We start from the raw sequence: 18,475 nt of genomic DNA, 5'->3' as shown, positions 1-18,475 counted from the left end.
ATTTTACCTGCTAAATATCTGAAAAAATAGCCGTTTTTGAACTAGAATTATCTTAAAAGACTATTTAAGTCCCTGCTCTATTAATTTCATCGGCCGCACCTCCGGCAGAACGCTTAGCCGCTTTCAAGGGTTTTCCAAATCGATAATTGAAGCCTATGTTAAGTACCTGGGTATCCCTCCATAGAATAAAATATTCATTGGCACCTGGAAAATCCGTTAATCCTTCCATAGCCTGTGTGTAAAAAATATCTCTGGCTGTTAAGCGAAAACTTCCTTTTCCTTTCAAGATCGTTTTAATAATGCCAGCCGAAACTTGCCCTGTTGGATATAAAAGTTCCTGTAAATCATTACGGGCCTTTGTGGTATAAAATCCAGAAATCTCGGCATTTAAGGTAGGGTTAATTCGGAATTGATTATTCACGGTAGTATGTAGTTGCCTTACCGAAGATTTGTAGTCTACATTTTGATAACCACTGAGTTTTTTATAATTGAAATTACTTTGGGCAGTTACAGACCACCATTTAAATGGAGATACCTGAGCGGTCACATAAAAACCTAAATTGTGCATCTGGCCAACATTTCCTTCTGTATACACTAAGATGTCATTTCCTTCTGATAAGAATAGTTGCGAGAAATAATTCTTGGTGCCACTATAAGAAATTGCCGTAGTCAAAAACCGTTTATAAGAGTGGCTCAGTTCGAAGTTCCAGGTATGCTGCGGTAAGAAAAATGGATTTCCTCGCTGATAAGTATATTTATTAATAATGAAAACGAAAGGATTTAGCTTTTGATAGGCAGGTCTGTCGATTCTTCGGCCTGTTGTAAAAGACAATGAGTTGGCAGAGTCCACCTCATAGGTAAGGTAGCCAGAAGGGAATAAGTTTTGATAATTTCTAGCAAACTTGCTGCCAGGTTGCAACGCATTCCCTAATTGATTACCAGTATAGTTCGTGTTTTCATAACGCAGACCTATTTGATAGCTTAACCGGTTAACTTTTTGTTCAATGCTACTATATACCGAATTAATATGTTCTCGGTACAAGAAATGATTACTCTTTTTAAGGTCCTCTGTCCAGTTAGTACCATTAAAGAGTTGATAATTTGCGGTGTTGTCAGTGTTGATAGAGGACGATTTCAATCCGGCTTCAAATTTCGCACTTTTCCCCAGTTGCAGTGTATAGTCTGCTTTTGCCGCGAAAATTTCTAGTTGAGAGGGAATATCCCCTCTCGATCCCTGATTGTAACTTACTGCTCCTGTTCTAATGTTTTGAAAATTTTGGTCGTTAGCAACGCCATATCTCAAATAATCTATATCAAACCCCAGTTCTTGAGTCTTTGTAATCGTATGTCTGCCATAAAGATTTACGGAGCCATTTTTCAAATTAAAATCGCTACTACTGTTCGTTGTAATAGCCGAATCCTGCACCATCTGGGGGCTTAGCCATGTTGCCGTTGCGTTACCTAGCCCTTTTCTCGATACCAGTGTACCTGTAAGGGTTAAGCCCAAGGTAGTTTTCGGACTTACGTAAAAATCAAGCCCAGTTCTAATCAAATTGTTCAGGTTTTCATTTCCTAAATGACTAGGTTGATCGAGGGTTGAAATAATTGCATTCTGTTGATCAAAATACTTGCGATAGGCATAAATATCCATAAATCCCTTGTTGTAATTCATGCTGTAGTTTACAAAAGCATTTATGCTCCCCTGTCTGTAATTTAGCATTAATGAATTATTGCTTTTTAGGTGTCTTCCATGTCCTAAATTCGTAGTAAGATTGCCATTAAATCCTTCTTGCTTATTCTTTTTTGTTTTAATATTGATAATTCCAGCATTTCCATTAGCATCGTATTTGGCAGATGGGCTAGTAATGAGCTCTATCTGATTAACTTGACTGGAGCTCATACTTCCCAACAGATTACTTAATTCAGTGCCCGATAAATAGGTGGGTTTATCATCTATCATCACCAATACGCTAGCCTTTCCCTGTAAACTGATGCTTCCATTTTTGTCGACCATTACCCCTGGTGATTTCTCTAGCACTTCCAGGACCGTGGTTCCGGCATTCGTTACCGCTGCGTCAACATTAACAATAGTCTTCCCTTGTTTACGTTCAATCATTTGTTTTTTGCCGGTAACGGTTACTTCTTGAAGGTTCTTCGTCTCGCTGCTTAATGAAAGCGTTAAGGTTTTGGTTGGCGACGGAATTTGGAATATTGCCGTATTTTTTGCGCTATAATCATTCGCACTCACTACGGCGTAATATTTACCTTCTTTTAACATAAAAAATGCTGCCGTTCCAGAAATTGTGGTGGTTACTGTTTTCACCAGTACTTTATTTTCGGCCCCTCGCAGCTCCACCGTTGCATTTGCGATAGGCTGCTGTTGGTTGTCTAAAACGATAATGCTAAAATCTGGATTTGCAGCCTGCGCCAGCAAATTTTCGCTTCCGCAAAGCAAAAGAAAGAAAAATAGAACCTTAAATATTGATTTCATTATTGTGTGGTGGTTAAGAGCAATTGTTGATGATTTCTTGTAAAGCAATTTTCATTTCTGCCATAAGCTCAAGGTTCACACCTTTTAGCGCAGCAGCCCGATTTTGAAAAGCAATTTTTTCGACTTCGGCTGTTATTTTTTCACCACTTGTGGTGAGGGTTAAGTTTACTCTCCTTTTGTCGCCGGGATGAGTTTCTCGTATCAGATAACCCGCATTAATGAGTAATTGAATGATGCGTGTAATAGATGCTTTGTCTTTAAAAACAAGTTTGCTGAGGTCGTTTTGGGTGATGTCAGGATTTTCGGAAACGTTTTTTAGAATTAGCCATTGATCTATGGTTATCTTAAATCCTGCTTTACGTACATTTTTTTGGGCAAACTGATGATAGCTTCTAAAACACTTGTCGATCGTGTACAAAAAGGTGTCGTTTAATTTTTCCATAGCTGATACAAAAATAAGGAATGGAGGTATAATATTGATATATCAACTAATATTTTACAATTAGGTCAATTAGCTAATTATCCCTATTTTGCACCGATGCAGTTTAAAGAGATTATTGGCCAAGAAAATATAAAAAGCCAGCTAATACAAACGGTAAAAGAAAACCGGGTAAGCCATGCCCAGCTTTTCTTATCTAGCGAAGGTAGTGGAGCACTACCTTTAGCGATTGCTTATGCACAATATATTAATTGTCAGGATAAAACAGCAACTGATAGTTGTGGCTTGTGCGCTTCATGTCGTAAATACGAAAAATATATTCATCCCGACCTTCACTTTTCTTATCCTTTTTTCGCTTCAAAAGATGTAAAAGTTTCTATAGATGTGTTGGAAGAATGGCGTGCAATGCTTCTTGATGATCCTTATTTTAATTTGGATATATGGCGCTCGAAGCTGAACGCTGAAAATAAACAGGCCAATATTAACATAGCCGAGTGTCATGACATTATCAAAAAACTAAGTTATAAAGCATTCGAAGCTGAAACGAAAGTATTGATTATGTGGCTACCTGAATTTTTAGATAAAGAAGGAAATGCATTGTTAAAGATTATTGAAGAACCACCTGCAAACACACTTTTTATTTTAGTGGCTCAAAATCAGGAACAAATTTTATCTACCATTTTATCGAGAACCCAGTTAGTTAAGATCCCAAAACTTAATAGCTCGGAAATAGAAGGGTATTTGCTTAGTAAGGCACAGATGATGCCACATCAAGCGGAAGAATATAGTTTTTTGGCTGATGGAAATTTAATTGATGCAAAGCTGCTTTTGAACGACTCGCCAAATAACAATGCCAGTTATTTTGCGGAGTGGTTGAGGATGGGTTTTGGAAATAAAGTACCTGCTATGATATCTTTTACTGAAACCGCCGCAGGCTGGGGAAGGGAAAATCAGAAGAATTTTTTGAAATATGGTATTAATTTTCTTCGCGAGTGTAGCTTGCTGTTAAGCGGCGGAGATGAGTTGGTTAAATTATCGCCTCAAAGCCTGGAGGTCGCTATTAAGCTATCAACCCATGTGTTAAATCTAGCAATGGTTGAAGCGTTAATTGGAGAGTTGGAAAAAGCACATTATCATATCGAGCGTAATGCGAATCCGAAAATTCTGTTTTTAGATGTATCTTTACAACTAGTTAAAATAATTAAGTTTAAATCGCTCCCGAAAGGGACTCAATATATATATAATTAATATGGGATGTGGAAGTTGTTCGACAGGTGGTGGTTGTGCCCCCTCTGGATGCAAAAGTAACGGGTCTTGCCTTACTGGTGGATGTCAGAAAATGGAAGTTCATGATTGGCTTGCTAATCTGGATATGCCCGCTAATTATGTTCCTTTTCAAGTAGTTGAAGTAAAGTTTAAAGGTGCTAGGAAAGAATTTTTTTTAAACAACGATAATATTTATCTCGAAATAGGTGAGTTGGTTGCTGTAGAAGGCGCAACAGGCGGATATGATATTGGCCATATCTCTTTAACCGGGGAATTGGTTAGGATGCAAATGAAACGCCGTAAAACACCGCTAGATCAGGTAACGCGAAAAATTTACAGAAAGGCATCAGAAACTGATGTAGAAAAATGGAAATCTGCTAAGGCGAAGGAATGGGAAACCATGCATAAAGCTCGCACGCTAGCCTTGGATCTACATTTGTCAATGAAGATTAGTGATGTCGACTATCAAGGGGATAAAACCAAAGCCACTTTCTTTTATACCGCAGAGGGTAGGGTAGATTTTAGAGAACTGATCAAGAAGATGGCGGAAACCTTTAGGATTAGAATAGAAATGCGTCAAATCGGTATGAGACAAGAAGCGGGGAGATTGGGCGGAATTGGCTCTTGTGGAAGAGAACTTTGCTGTTCTACCTGGTTAACAAACTTTAAAACAGTTTCTACTGCTGCGGCGCGCTATCAAAATTTGTCTCTGAATACTTTAAAACTTGCCGGACAATGTGGTAAATTAAAGTGCTGCTTAAATTATGAATTGGACACCTATTTAGATGCCTTGAAAGATATCCCAGATCGTATTGACTCATTGCAGACAGAAGTGGGCGTTGCCCGTCACCAAAAAACAGACATATTTAAAAAACTCATGTGGTTTAGCTATGCTAACCAGGAAGACTGGATTCCTCTCAAAGTAGATCGCGTTAAAGAAATAATGGCGATGAACAAAAAAGGAGAAAAGCCTAGCAATTTAAAAGATGAAGCAGTTGAGTTAAAAAAGACGGCCATTGTAGAGAAGGTTCACGATTATGAAAATGTAGTTGGCCAAGATAGCTTAACTCGTTTGGATGATAGGTCGAAAAACAAAAACAATCGTAATAAAAATAATAACAGAAACGACCGCAATCCAAATCGCAATCAGCCGGGTCCAAATCAGCAAGCTAGATCAAATGCGCCAAAGCAACAGCCACAGAGAGCTAAAGATCCGAATGCTGTAACTAAACCTGGACAACAACAAAAGTCCGCGAATCCAACACAACAAAATTCACCAAAGCCCGCGAATAGAAATAATAGAAACCGGAATAAGAATCGAAATAAAAATAGGTCGGCCGATGGAGCAACAGAGAAACCTGCGAGTGAATAAACTGAAAACTATACTGCTGTCGTTGACATTGGTACTGCTATTTAATGGCTGTACAAGTAATAATTTGATTGATGTAAACATGGAGGTGCCGGATAATAGTTGGATGTATGCTAAAAGTGTAAGAGCAACTTTAGACATCAAGGATTCCTCAAAAGGCTACAATGTTTTCTTCAAGATCCGGAATACTGCCGACTACCGTTATGCCAATATATATGTAATTGCACGCCTTAAAGGGAATACATTGTCTAAAAGCACCAGATATCAGTTTCAGCTCGCTAAAGCTGATGGATCATGGTTGGGTAAAGGATCTGGAAACTTATACAGCAATACTTTTCCCCTGTTAAAAGATTTTCATTTTCCAAAAGCGGGTAATTATGTGCTTGAAGTGGAACAAAATATGCGCGATAACCCCTTGGTTGGCGTAAGTGATATAGGTTTGACCGTTGATCTAGTGAACCCTTAAAGTAAGGGTAATAGTTGCTCTAAAGCCATTCCCCTACTTCCTTTTAACAAGATCAAACTATCTTTGAGGGTATGCTGAGTTAAATACAATTGAGCCTCAGCTCTTGTGTTAAAAAATTTTCCTTGATATTGATTTTTAAAGGCGAAGAAGTTCTCTCCTATAAAAATTAGTTCGTCAAAATTAAAGCCGAGCGCCAGTTCAATGATGTTTTGGTGCTGTTTTGCCGCTTCATCACCCAGCTCAAACATATCGCCAATAATAACAGTTTTGTGTTTGGCAGATAAAGATTTTAAGTTATTCAAAGCCGCCATCATACTGCTCGGATTGGCATTATAAAAATCGCAAATTACGCTATTGTTGGTTGTCTTAGTAAGTTGAGAACGGTTATTAACAGGAAAGTAATTAGCTAATCCCCTATTGATCTCTTCGGGTTTAATAGCAAAGAAATTGCCGATGCAAATCGCAGCGAGTATATTTTCAAAATTATAGGTGCCAGTCAGATTAGCTTTCGCATTAAAGGTATGCTCAAGATATGACCACTTTAATTCAATCAACGGATCGGTATCGATCAGCTCACCGCTAATAGAATTTTCTTTAGCCGTGCCATAGTACACAACCTTAGTCAAATCCGCTGTGCTACTCATCTCGATTAAATAGGGGTTGTTTCGGTAAATAAAAGTATAGCCATGAGCTTTTTTAAGGTAGGCATACAATTCTGCCTTACCCTTTTTTACGCCTTCAAAGCCTCCAAAGCCATCCAAGTGAGCCAAGCCGATATTAGTGATTAATCCGTGTGTAGGCTGAGCGATCTCACAAAGCATGGCTATTTCTTTTTGGTGGTTCGCACCCATTTCAATCACAGCGATTTCTACGGCATGCGATATTGACAAAATAGATAAGGGCACTCCAATGTGATTATTTAAATTCCCTTTTGTCGCAAACACTTGATACTTTTCGGACAGAACAGCCTTAATTAATTCTTTGGTAGTAGTTTTTCCATTGCTTCCTGTGAGGCCAATCACTGGTATATTTAATTTCTTCCGATGATATGTAGCTAAGTCCTGTAAGGCAGTTAAAACATCTGGAACCAGGATACAATTTTCATTTAGCGCAAATTCTTCTCTGTCAACTATTACGAATGCGGCACCCAGTTGCAAAGCTTCAGCAGCAAAGGTATTTGCGTCGAAATTTTCTCCCCTTAAAGCAAAAAACATACAACCCTTAATAATCGTTCTAGTATCAGTAGAGACTATAGGGTGATTTAAATAATGCTGATAAAGGACTTCGATGCTGGTCATTGATGTTACAAGTTAATTCTTATCGTAAAATTACAAATGCAAAGGCAAATACAACTATTCTTTTTAGTATATTCATCAAACATTGACAAAGTTTTTATGCACATTGCCGAAACTTTGTCAACGGACATATACAGATTAATATGAAGAAATTAGTTACGCTGTCCCTATTACTATTGGGTGGACTTATAGCAACTGCTCAGGTACCTTCTCCCGATGAGTTTTTGGGTTATCCTCTGGGAAGTCACTTTACCCCTCATCAAAAAGTGGTGGATTATTTTAAAAAAGTAGCCTCAACGGCAAAAAATATCCAGCTTCAGGTGTATGGAAAAACCTATGAGGGACGAGAATTATTACTAGCGGTACTGTCGGATGAGGCCAATATGAGCCGATTGGAGCAAATTAGAACTAATAACCTGAATTTGGCTAGTGGGGATAAAAATGTGGTTCGCTCTGCCAAACAACCCGCTATTTTGTGGTTAAGTTACAATGTTCATGGCAATGAGGCAAATTCGACTGAAACCTCTATGCGTGTATTATATACTTTGGCAAATGCAACCGATCAACAAACGAAACAGTGGTTAAAGAATACGGTGGTGATTATAGATCCATGCTTAAATCCAGATGGAAGGGAAAGATATGTAAGCTATTTCAACATGGTTAGCGGCAAAGTCCCAAATCCAGACCCTTCCTCTAGAGAACACAGCGAACCTTGGCCAGGAGGCCGCCCCAATCACTATTACTACGATTTAAATAGAGACTGGGCATGGCAAACTCAAATAGAAACCCAACAGCGTTTAGTAGCCTATCATAATTGGTTGCCGCAAGTACATGTAGATTTTCATGAACAAAGTTATAATGAACCTTACTATTTTGCCCCGGCAGCTGAGCCAGTTCATCAAGACATCACAGCATGGCAGCGGGAATTTCAGGTAACCGTAGGCAAAAATAATGCGAAATATTTTGATGAAAATGGTTGGCAGTATTTTACCAAAGAGCGGTTTGACCTACTTTATCCATCTTATGGCGATACCTATCCCTTATATAATGGGGCAATTGGAATGACCTATGAACAGGGAGGGATTAGGGCGGGCCTTGCAGTCATAACTTCAGATGGAGATACGCTTACTTTAAAAGACCGCATAGACCATCATTTTACTACTTCCATGGCAACCCTGGAAACAGTAGCAACACACTCGGATAAATTATTGAGTGAGTTTAAAAAGTACTTCGATCAAAGTACTACTAACCCTCCGGGAATCTACAAAAGTTATATCGTTAAAGCGCAAAATATTGGTCGTTTACGTAAGTTGGCAGAGTTATTAAGGAGAAATCAAATAAACTTCGCTTTTGGTGGCGATAGAAGTTTAAGCGGTTATAACTATGAGACCCAAAAGGTAGAGAACTTTAAAATTGATCGAAATGACCTGATTGTAAATTTGCAGCAACCTCATGCAGTAATGGCAAACGTGCTGTTCGAACCGCAAACATTGGTTACTGATTCCAATACCTATGACATCACCGCTTGGGCATTACCTTACGCCTATGGCTTAAATACCTATGGTGTAAAAGAAGCAATTTCTGGTAGTTTTAATTTCATTGCAGAAAAGAGCGAAAGCATTCCAGCTGTTCAAAGACCCTACGCATGGGCAGTTAAATGGAACTCCGTAAATGATGCGCAAACGTTAATAGCACTCCAAAAGAGAAACATAAAAATACGTATGGCAGATGAAGGGTTTACCATTGGCGGTAGATCATACCCTGCTGGTTCTTTATTAATTTATCGTACAGAGAATGAAAAAATAAATAGAGACTTAATATCGATACTTGGTCAGGTGGCGAAAGATTATAACACCTCATTTTATCCAATTAGTAGCGGCTATGTTGAAAGAGGGAAAGACTTCGGATCACAGGTTTACCGACTTTTAAGTGCACCTAAAATTGCTGTAGTAACAGGGCAAGAAGTGTCGTCGCAAAGTATAGGTGAAATTTGGCATTTTTTTGAGCAAGAGTTGAATTATCCAATTACCATGATTAGTGCCCAAAGTGTAAATAATCTCGACATCAATAAAATCAATACTTTGATTTTGCCTGATGGCAATTACGGCGAAAAACTAGGCGACCAACTGAGCACTTGGATTGCAGCAGGAGGAAAAATTATATTACTTGAAGATGCCATTACGTCAATTGTTGGTAAAAGGCCATTTGATATCAAGAAAAAAGAATACCCGAAAAAGGATGAAAAACAAACAATTCAAAGGACCTACGCACAAAAGGATAAAGATGATCTGGAGAATGCTATTCCAGGAGCAATTTATAGGGTTAACCTAGACGGTAGTCACCCTCTGGCAATGGGTTTAGGGAAATATTATTATACCCTGAAAACAGATGAGAAAATATATGAGCCGTTAGATAACGGATGGAATGTGGGAACCTTAAAGGAGAATAGTTATGTGGCTGGGATTGCAGGAGAAAAAGTGAAAAAGAAACTTGCTACAGGCATGTTATTTGGTGCTCAGCAATCGGGAAGAGGTACAATTATTTATCTAGGGGCTAGTGTCCTGTTCCGCTCTTTTTGGGAAAATGGGAAGCAATTGTTTACCAATGCGTTGTTTTTAGTGAACTAACAAGCGCAGTTGGGGGGACTAATTAAACCGTCAGTGTGAGCTAACTAAACCGTCATTGCGAGGAGCTAGCAACTAAGCAATCTAACGAACAGATTGCTTCGCTTCGCTCGCAATGACGGGGGCACCTCCCAACGGAGGGTACCTCGCAATGACGGAAAATTATAAATCAGTTTTTATCTTCAACTCTTTCAATTGTTTCTCGTCAATTGTACTCGGACTATCAATCATCACATCCCTGCCAGAGTTATTTTTAGGGAATGCGATTACATCACGAATACTATCTAAACCGGCGAAGATAGAACACAATCTATCAAAACCAAAGGCAATACCGCCATGAGGAGGCGCACCAAACTCAAAGGCATCCATTAAAAAGCCAAATTGTTTTTGAGCCTCTTCTGTGCTAAAACCCAAATGTTTAAACATTAACGCTTGTAAAGCCCTATCGTGAATACGAATGGAACCCCCGCCTATCTCTGTACCATTAACGACCATATCATAAGCGTTTGCACGTACATTTTTAGGATCAGTATCTAGTAAAGCGATGTCTTCTGGTTTAGGAGAAGTAAAGGGATGGTGCATGGCATGGTAACGCTCAGTTTCTTCATCCCATTCCAATAATGGAAAATCAAGCACCCATAACGCCGAAAAAGTATCTTTGTTACGTAAACCTAATCTCGTACCCATTTCTAAGCGAAGCTCACTCAATTGCTTACGCACCTTATCTGTACCGCCGGCCATTACCAATACTAAATCACCAGGCTGGGTGTTAAGTGCGGCCGACCATCTTACCAACTCTTCTTCACTATAAAATTTATCTACAGAAGATTTTAGTGACCCGTCGCTATTGTGACGAAGATAAATTAAACCGGTAGCACCAATTTGAGGGCGTTTAATGAAATCTGTTAATTCATCTAATTGCTTACGGGTATAATGAGCGCAGTCCTTAGCATTAATAGCAATCACTAACTCGGCATTATCAAATACAGCAAAATCTTTTCCTTTCACTATATCCGTTAAGTCTACGAATTGCATATCGAAACGTGTATCAGGCTTGTCTGATCCGTATAAGCGCATGGCATCGGCATATTGCATACGCGGTACAACAGGCAGGTCATAATTGCGCACTTCTTTAAATAATGTACGAATTAACCCTTCGAATGTATTCAATATATCTTCCTGCTCAATGAACGACATTTCGCAATCGATCTGTGTAAACTCCGGTTGCCTATCAGCGCGCAAATCCTCATCCCTAAAACATTTTACAATTTGAAAGTAACGATCGAAACCAGAAACCATTAAAAGTTGCTTAAAGGTTTGTGGCGACTGTGGTAAAGCATAAAATTCGCCGGCGTTCATTCTGCTTGGTACCACAAAATCTCTTGCTCCTTCGGGAGTAGATTTGATCAGTACAGGAGTTTCTACTTCGATAAAATCTAAGCCATCTAAATAACGACGAACAGATTGAGCCATTCTGTGACGCAAAATCATGTTATTCCTTATTGGATTACGACGGAGGTCTAAATAACGATATTTCATACGTAAATCATCACCGCCGTCCGTTTTATCGTCAATTAAAAATGGAGGTAATTTAGCCGTGTTTAATATCTCTAAATCGCTTACTTTAATCTCAATTTCTCCAGTTGGGATTTCTTTATTTTTGTTAGAACGTTCAACAACAGTTCCACTTACTTTAATAACGAACTCACGACCTAAGCTACGGGCGCCTTCGCATAAATCAACATTATCATTCATGTTAAAAACCAATTGGGTAATGCCGTAACGGTCACGGATATCGATAAAAGTCATCCCGCCTAAATCTCGTGAATTCTGCATCCAGCCACATAGTGTCACATTTTCGCCTAAATTTTGCAGTGTTAAAGCCCCGCAAGTAGTTGTTCTTAACATTTAAATCAAATTTTGAGCCGCAAAAATACAATAAGTTTTCAAGAAAGCGGAAAGAACACTGCTTTAAGCTGTCAGCTCAGATAAAAATTTTCTTACCTTGAATGCAACGTTTTAAAAATTATCTTGTCTTTTAATCAGAACGCTAGCATTTGGAAACTGTATATATAGATAAACATGTGTCGCTTGTAGACGAGTGTCGGACTGGCAATCGGAAAGCACAATTTGAGCTATACAAATTGTACGCTACTGCGATGTATAATGTAGCCCTTCGCATCGTAAATGATGATGCTGAAGCCGAAGATGTGTTGCAGGAAGCATTTTTAGATGCTTTCAACCGAATCGCCGACTTCAGACAGGAAACAACATTTGGGCTATGGTTAAAGCAAATTGTAATTAACAGAGCCATTAATTATTTAAGAAAACGTAAGGCCGAGTTTGTAAGTTTAGATGGGGTTGAACTGGCCGATGAGGGGACGCTAGATGTAGAAGAAACATCATTTAAAGTTGAAGCAATAAAAGCAGCATTAAATGAATTGCCAGATGGATACCGAGTGGTCTTAACTCTTTATTTATTTGAAGGATATGATCATGAAGAGATCGCCTATATTTTAAAAATCACCGAGAATACATCACGCTCACAATATATGAGAGCAAAAAGAAAGTTAAATAGTTTATTAGAAATGAAAGGAGTAGCAAGATGAACAATAAATTAGAGGAATTCGTAAAAGAAAACAAAGGTGCGTTCGAGGAAAAGGGACCATCTGATAAACTGTGGATGAAGATTTCGTTAGAATTGGATAAAAAAGAAAAGTCAAAACAAGCCATTAAACCTTATCGTTGGTTGAATATTGCCGCAATATTGTTGGTGAGCTTGAGCTTATATTTTGCTTATAACTATAAGCAGTCGAAAAATATTCACGTTGCAGATATTAATCCAGAGTTTGGAAAAAAAGAGGTGAACTTTGTCAATCAGATCGAGGAGAAACGAGATAGCTTAGAAACCTATGCTTCAGAAAATCCAGGTTTGTATAAAAAGTTTACCCAAGATTTAAAAACGCTTGATGAAGAATACAATAGACTAAAGACAGAATTGCCGGAGAGCCCTAACCAACTGGTTATAGTAAGGGCGATGGTGAGAAATCGCGAAATGCAACTGCAGGTGCTTAAACAGCAGCTAATGATTATAAATCAAGTCAATCAATACACTATAAAGGAGAACTCAATATGAAAAAATCAATCTTAACCCTGGCGAGTGCGTTGTTGCTCGTTGTGCAGGTTAATGCCGCAGAGAGCAGCACAACTTCGTCGACTAAACCTTATGCATATTCAGATGCGGAGGTTCAAGATCAAGAGGATGATCCGATGAAAACTAAGACCTTTTCCAAATCATTTACCTTGGATAAAAATGACAAGATAGAGCTTGCAAATCAATATGGCGCTACAACTATCAAAACTTGGGATAAAAATGAAATTAAGGTTGATGTTGATATTAAGGCTTATGCGAAATCTGAGGCAGAAGCACAAGAATTGTTAGATAATGTTTCAATTAACGCGACTAAAAACGGAGATTTAGTGAGCTATAAAACAAATATTGGAGAAAGAAACGGTAGATGGGGAAGGAGTATAAAGAATGGGAAAACTGTATGGAGAAGGGAAGTTAAGGTCTATTATACAGTTTTTATGCCAGCGTCTAATTCTTTAACTACGTCGCAACAGTATGGAAACATCACCATGGGAGATTTCGCTGGCCCCACATCTATAAAAGTACAATACGGTAATCTTATAGCGGGTAATTTAACAAACGGCAATAACTATATTTCTATTCAATACGGCAAAGGAGAGGTTAAAGATATGGGAGGAGCTCAAATTAAACATCAGTATGGCGGAGGAATTACCTTGGGTACTGTTAATAATTTAAATTTGGATGCACAGTATACCAGTGTCAAAGTTGTTGCGGTGAAAGGGGCTGCATCTATCAAACACCAGTATGGCGCTGGAACAACAATCGGAAGCGTTAGCGGTGCTCTAAATGTGAATACACAATATTGTACAATTAAAATCGATAATTTGCGGGGTAATTTAACAAGTAGAACACAATATGGAAAGATGGTTATCGGTAATATCGAAGCAGGTAGAGATGTAGATGTTGATGCACAATATGCTGCGGTAAATTTAGGCTTCGCAACAAATTACCATGGTGATCTTGATGTTAAAACAAGCTATGCAGGTTTCAAATACGGCGCTAATGTTACCGCAAAAACATCAGGCGATAACGAAAGAGGCTACAGTCAGCATAAAAACTATACAGGCCAGATAGGCAAAGGCGGAAACGCCAAAGTGATTATTAAGGCTCAATATAATAGTGTTACTTTCAATTAAATAACCAAACAAATAAATGAGCCCGTTGAGTAAATTCAACGGGCTTTTTTTATATTCGCAAGATATAATACTTAAATATGGATTTTTTAGCCACACCGGAAGCCTGGATTTCTCTGCTAACCCTAACAGTTTTAGAGATTGTTTTAGGAATAGATAATATTGTATTTATTTCTATTTTATCTGGAAAACTGCCAGAAGCACAACAAAAAAAGGCAAGACAGCTTGGTTTAGCGTTAGCTATGATTACCCGGGTGTTACTCTTACTATCGTTAAGTTGGGTAATGAGCCTTACTTCTCCATTATTTAATATGGGCGATTGGATTGGTATAACAAGTCAGGGATGGTTAGATAAATTGGCTATTTCAGGGCGAGACTTAATTTTGTTAATCGGAGGATTGTTCTTAATCTATAAAAGCACACACGAAATCCATAACAAATTGGAGGGAGATGAAGAAGTAGAAGGCAAAAGAAAAGTACATTCATTTTCTGGCACTATTGTGCAAATATTAATCCTTGATATTGTATTCTCCCTAGACTCAGTAATTACTGCCGTGGGGATGGCAGATCATATAGAAATCATGATTGCTGCTGTAGTTATTGCGGTGATTGTAATGATGATTTCTGCAGGAGCAATTAGTAGTTTCGTTAATCAACATCCAACTGTTAAGATGTTAGCCTTATCCTTTTTATTGCTAATTGGAGTTTCCTTATTGGCTGAAGGGTTAGATCAACATATTCCTAAAGGTTATGTCTATTTTGCCATGGCATTTTCAGTTTTGGTAGAGCTGTTAAATCTCAAAATGAAAAAGAATAAGAAAAAACCTGTTAAACTTAGAAACGTTCCTACGGAAGAAACAGGAAAGTAAGCCTGGCTTATAATGACAATATTCTAACAAAACAGCCATTGCAACACTGTTGCGTCTGCTTCATTTTCACTAGATTTGTATGATGCAAGTACAAACAGAAAAAGCAATATTCGATGTAATTATTATTGGGGGTAGTTATGCTGGCTTATCTGCCGCAATGGCTTTGGGAAGATCATTAAGGGAAGTCTTAATCATTGATAGCGGAAAACCTTGCAATTGGCAAACGCCACACTCACACAACTTTCTAACCAGAGACGGTGAAACTCCGGCGAATATTGCGGGCATTGCGAAAGCTCAGGTTTTGGCATATCCTACTGTTACTTTTTTAAATGGAACGGTAAACAGCGCTTCGAAAACCATGGACGGTTTTAGTGTTACATGCTCAGATGGGCAATTATTTTCTGGTAAAAAACTTATTCTTGCTACTGGTATAAAAGATATTTTTCCCAACATAAAAGGCTTCGCAGCATGTTGGGGAATTTCTGTTTTACATTGCCCTTATTGCCATGGCTATGAAGTTGCCCATAAACCAACAGGTATTATAGCCAATGGGGAAATTGGCTTCGAGTTTGCGAAGCTGATTAGCAATTGGACGAAAGACCTTACTTTATTTACAAACGGGCCAATAACGCTAGATCCGAAAGATATTGAAAAGTTAACCCGTAAAAACATTCAGATTTCGGAAAAAGAAATTGAAGAAATAATTCATGAAAACGGTAAGGTTAGCCGGCTTCAATTTAAAGATGGAAGCTCCCATAAGCTGGCAGCGATTTATGCTAGAGGGAGTATGGAACACAACACAGAAGTTATTGAAGCATTAGCAATTACACTTAACGATCAAGGGTATATAAATATTGATAATTTTAAGAAAACGAATGTAGCCGGTGTTTTTGCCGCTGGCGATTGCACAAATATGATGCGCGCTATTTCAGAGTCGGTATATGCCGGTAACCTAGCCGGTGTTTTTGCAAATAAGGAATTAATAGAAGAAGATTTTGGGAAATAAACCTACTTTTGTTGCCCAACACTAAGTACAATTATGATCTCTTTTTCAGAAGCCTCCTTAGCAGAACTTTCCATTCATAGAATCGGTAATAAATTACAGGATGAGTTTTATGTGCTCTCAGAAAGTTCAATGAATATCCAAGATGAAATGTTGCAGCGGCTTTTGCTACAATATTTTCTATCTCCCTATGAAAAAGTAAATGAGATTTATCGGTTGGCACATCCAAACAATGACCTAAACTTGAACGAAGTTTATCATTTTGCTTCCGAAATATTTAAAGATGGCACCACATTTCATGAAAATAGCAAGAAGTTGGCTACTTATCTTTATGAAATCTCAAATCATCCAAAAATTAAATCTGGAGAGCTTTATGTGGCATTTTTTGAGAATGTGCAAATCGAAGGGGATCTACACGATGCTATCGGTATTTTTAAATCGGAAACTAAAGAGAGTTATTTAAAAGTTGCGCCAGAGCAGGGTGGTTTTGGATTAAGCTATGAGCAGGAGGCGATTAACATTAACAAATTAGATAAAGGGTGCTTGATCTTTAATACAGAGGCCGATGAAGGATTTAAGGTTGCGGTGATAGATCAAACTAATCGTAGTGTAGATGCCGTATATTGGAAAGATGAATTTTTAAAGCTCAAAATAAGGAACGACAATTATAACCAGACCCAAAATGTTTTAGGTGTATACAAGAATTTTGTAACACAAAAATTGGACGATGATTTTGAGATTTCCAAAACCGATAAAATAGACCTTTTGAACCGGTCGATGAAATACTTCAAAGAAAAAGACAGCTTTGATATAGATGAGTTCTCTAATGAAGTCATCGCAAATAAAGAAGGCATTGAGTCTTTCAAAAGCTATAAAAAGAATTATGAAGAAGAATTTGATACGGCTATAGCTGATACTTTTGATATTTCAGACGCAGCGGTTAAGAAACAAGCAAAGGCTTTTAAGAGCATTTTAAAACTTGATAAAAATTTCCATATTTATATCCATGGAAATAAAGAGCTCATAGAAAAGGGCTTTGATGACGACAAATCGATGAACTACTATAAAGTATACTTTAGAGACGAAGAATAAATGGCAATTCCTCAGAAAATAATTACACGCAAAGATGAAATTACTGCCAAATTTTTCGATTTGCTTGAAAGACATTTTGAGGAAATCTTATCGGGTAAGTGTGATAAAATGTATAAGATTAAAGATTTTGCCGCACTTCTGTTCATTCACCCAACTCATTTTAGTAATACCATAAAACTAACCACTGGTTATTCACCATGCCATTTTGCCGAAGAAAGAACGATGGTTGAGGCGCGTAAAATGTTAAGTGAAACGCCATTGTCTATCGCCGAGATAAGCTATAAACTTACTTTTAATGAGCCGACTAACTTTACCAAATTTTTTAAGTCGTTTGAAGGGGTTACCCCTAAACAATTCCGTAAAAAACTATAGAGTCGGAAACTAACACCATTAATTCGGAAACTAGCACCATTTTTTTACCATAATTTCCTCTCACATTTGTATATCACTAAAAAGAAAGATATGCAAATACAGAAAATAGCACTCGTAACCGGTGGTAGCCGGGGATTAGGGAAAAACATGGCTTTAGCTTTAGCCAAAAAGGGTATTGACGTAATATTAACTTATCAAAGTAAAAAAACAGAAGCCGATGAGGTAGTCTCCACAATCGAGTTACTAGGGCAGCAAGCTATAGCACTTCAATTTGATGCGGGAAATGTTAAATCATTTGACAGTTTTATAGCCAAGGTAAAAGAAGTATTAAAAGAAAAATGGGAGAAGTCGCAGTTTGATTTCTTAATTAATAATGCTGGTATAGGAATTAATGTCCCTTTTGCTGATACAACTGAGGATCAATTCGATTTGTTAAATGCCATCCAATTTAAAGGAGTCTACTTTTTAACTCAGCAAGCGCTACCAATTTTGGCCGATCAGGGAAGAATAATTAATCTTGCTACGGGCTTAACTCGGTTTACTTTGCCAGGATATAGTGCGTACGCCGCCATGAAAGGTGCAATAGAAATATTCACAAAATATCTAGCGAAAGAATTAGGCCCTCGAAAAATCGCCGCCAACGTTGTTGCGCCCGGTGCGATAGAAACAGATTTTGGAGGTGGAGTAGTGCGCGATAACGAGCAAATGAATGCAATAATAGCATCGAATACTGCTTTGGGAAGAGTTGGTTTGCCTGATGATATCGGCGGCGTTATTGCATTTCTTTGTTCAGAAGAAGGTAGGTGGATAAATGGACAACGAATAGAAGTTTCGGGCGGACAATTTATTTAAATGGCTGCTTTTTATTCTGGTTGTTGTAATTCTAATTCTAAACTATTAGTTTT

16 protein-coding genes are annotated in these 18,475 nt (G+C 38.0%); 12 read left to right on the top strand and 4 right to left on the bottom strand.

Features of this window, described 5'->3' with window-relative positions:
• Nucleotides 1-64: 64 nt before the first annotated feature.
• Nucleotides 65-2,491 carry an outer membrane beta-barrel protein gene (locus BM207_RS09645; RefSeq protein WP_090993415.1) on the bottom strand — a complete coding sequence of 809 codons (2,427 nt, stop codon included), beginning with the start codon at nt 2,489-2,491 and terminating at the stop codon, nt 65-67.
• A gap of 13 nt (nt 2,492-2,504) precedes the next feature.
• Nucleotides 2,505-2,933: a MarR family winged helix-turn-helix transcriptional regulator gene (locus tag BM207_RS09640; RefSeq protein WP_090993413.1), complete on the bottom strand. Its 429-nt coding sequence runs from the start codon at nt 2,931-2,933 to the stop codon at nt 2,505-2,507.
• 96 nt (nt 2,934-3,029) lie between these two features.
• On the opposite strand from BM207_RS09640, the gene BM207_RS09635 reads away from it, so the two are divergent.
• Genes BM207_RS09635 through BM207_RS09625 form a run of 3 tightly spaced genes read left to right on the top strand, consistent with a single transcriptional unit; the run spans nt 3,030 to nt 6,031 of the window.
• On the top strand, nt 3,030-4,178 hold the full coding sequence (locus BM207_RS09635) for a DNA polymerase III subunit (RefSeq protein ID WP_090993411.1): 1,149 nt from the start codon (nt 3,030-3,032) through the stop codon (nt 4,176-4,178).
• 1 nt (nt 4,179) lies between these two features.
• The gene (locus tag BM207_RS09630; protein ID WP_177217096.1) at nt 4,180-5,568 is read left to right on the top strand and encodes a PSP1 domain-containing protein; all 1,389 of its coding nucleotides are present in this window, start codon (nt 4,180-4,182) and stop codon (nt 5,566-5,568) included.
• On the top strand, nt 5,537-6,031 hold the full coding sequence (locus tag BM207_RS09625) for a gliding motility lipoprotein GldH (RefSeq protein ID WP_090993409.1): 495 nt from the start codon (nt 5,537-5,539) through the stop codon (nt 6,029-6,031). Before BM207_RS09630 ends, BM207_RS09625 begins: the two co-directional genes overlap by 32 nt.
• Here BM207_RS09625 and BM207_RS09620 read toward each other — a convergent pair.
• On the bottom strand, nt 6,028-7,329 hold the full coding sequence (locus BM207_RS09620; protein ID WP_090993407.1) for a UDP-N-acetylmuramoyl-tripeptide--D-alanyl-D-alanine ligase: 1,302 nt from the start codon (nt 7,327-7,329) through the stop codon (nt 6,028-6,030). The genes BM207_RS09625 and BM207_RS09620 overlap by 4 nt on opposite strands.
• 140 nt (nt 7,330-7,469) lie before the next feature.
• On the opposite strand from BM207_RS09620, the gene BM207_RS09615 reads away from it, so the two are divergent.
• Nucleotides 7,470-9,953 carry a M14 family metallopeptidase gene (locus BM207_RS09615; protein WP_090993405.1) on the top strand — a complete coding sequence of 828 codons (2,484 nt, stop codon included), beginning with the start codon at nt 7,470-7,472 and terminating at the stop codon, nt 9,951-9,953.
• 159 nt (nt 9,954-10,112) lie between these two features.
• On the opposite strand, the gene aspS is transcribed toward BM207_RS09615, so the two are convergent.
• Nucleotides 10,113-11,858, bottom strand: a complete 1,746-nt coding sequence (aspS, locus tag BM207_RS09610) for an aspartate--tRNA ligase (RefSeq protein ID WP_090993403.1) — start codon at nt 11,856-11,858, stop codon at nt 10,113-10,115.
• A gap of 149 nt (nt 11,859-12,007) precedes the next feature.
• On the opposite strand from aspS, the gene BM207_RS09605 reads away from it, so the two are divergent.
• From BM207_RS09605 to BM207_RS09570, 8 genes are all read left to right on the top strand, one after another.
• Nucleotides 12,008-12,559 (top strand): RNA polymerase sigma factor, encoded by a 552-nt coding sequence (locus tag BM207_RS09605; RefSeq protein WP_090993401.1) that lies wholly within the window; start codon nt 12,008-12,010, stop codon nt 12,557-12,559.
• On the top strand, nt 12,556-13,086 hold the full coding sequence (locus BM207_RS09600; RefSeq protein WP_090993399.1) for a hypothetical protein: 531 nt from the start codon (nt 12,556-12,558) through the stop codon (nt 13,084-13,086). The genes BM207_RS09605 and BM207_RS09600 overlap by 4 nt, the downstream gene beginning before the upstream one ends.
• Nucleotides 13,083-14,237 (top strand): hypothetical protein, encoded by a 1,155-nt coding sequence (locus tag BM207_RS09595; RefSeq protein ID WP_090993396.1) that lies wholly within the window; start codon nt 13,083-13,085, stop codon nt 14,235-14,237. Before BM207_RS09600 ends, BM207_RS09595 begins: the two co-directional genes overlap by 4 nt.
• 77 nt (nt 14,238-14,314) lie before the next feature.
• On the top strand, nt 14,315-15,103 hold the full coding sequence (locus BM207_RS09590) for a TerC family protein (protein WP_090993394.1): 789 nt from the start codon (nt 14,315-14,317) through the stop codon (nt 15,101-15,103).
• Nucleotides 15,104-15,182: 79 nt separating this feature from the next.
• Nucleotides 15,183-16,109 (top strand): NAD(P)/FAD-dependent oxidoreductase, encoded by a 927-nt coding sequence (locus BM207_RS09585; protein WP_245768070.1) that lies wholly within the window; start codon nt 15,183-15,185, stop codon nt 16,107-16,109.
• A gap of 33 nt (nt 16,110-16,142) precedes the next feature.
• Nucleotides 16,143-17,198, top strand: a complete 1,056-nt coding sequence (locus BM207_RS09580; RefSeq protein ID WP_090993390.1) for a nucleoid-associated protein — start codon at nt 16,143-16,145, stop codon at nt 17,196-17,198.
• Nucleotides 17,199-17,570 (top strand): helix-turn-helix domain-containing protein, encoded by a 372-nt coding sequence (locus BM207_RS09575; protein WP_090993389.1) that lies wholly within the window; start codon nt 17,199-17,201, stop codon nt 17,568-17,570.
• A gap of 90 nt (nt 17,571-17,660) precedes the next feature.
• On the top strand, nt 17,661-18,422 hold the full coding sequence (locus tag BM207_RS09570) for an SDR family NAD(P)-dependent oxidoreductase (protein WP_090993387.1): 762 nt from the start codon (nt 17,661-17,663) through the stop codon (nt 18,420-18,422).
• Nucleotides 18,423-18,475 lie beyond the last annotated feature (53 nt).

The sequence above is a fragment of the Pedobacter insulae genome, from assembly GCF_900113525.1.
GTDB classification, from domain to species: domain Bacteria; phylum Bacteroidota; class Bacteroidia; order Sphingobacteriales; family Sphingobacteriaceae; genus Pedobacter; species Pedobacter insulae.
The sequence above is the reverse complement of the archived record's forward strand: the minus strand, read 5'-3'. Positions and strand labels throughout refer to the sequence as shown.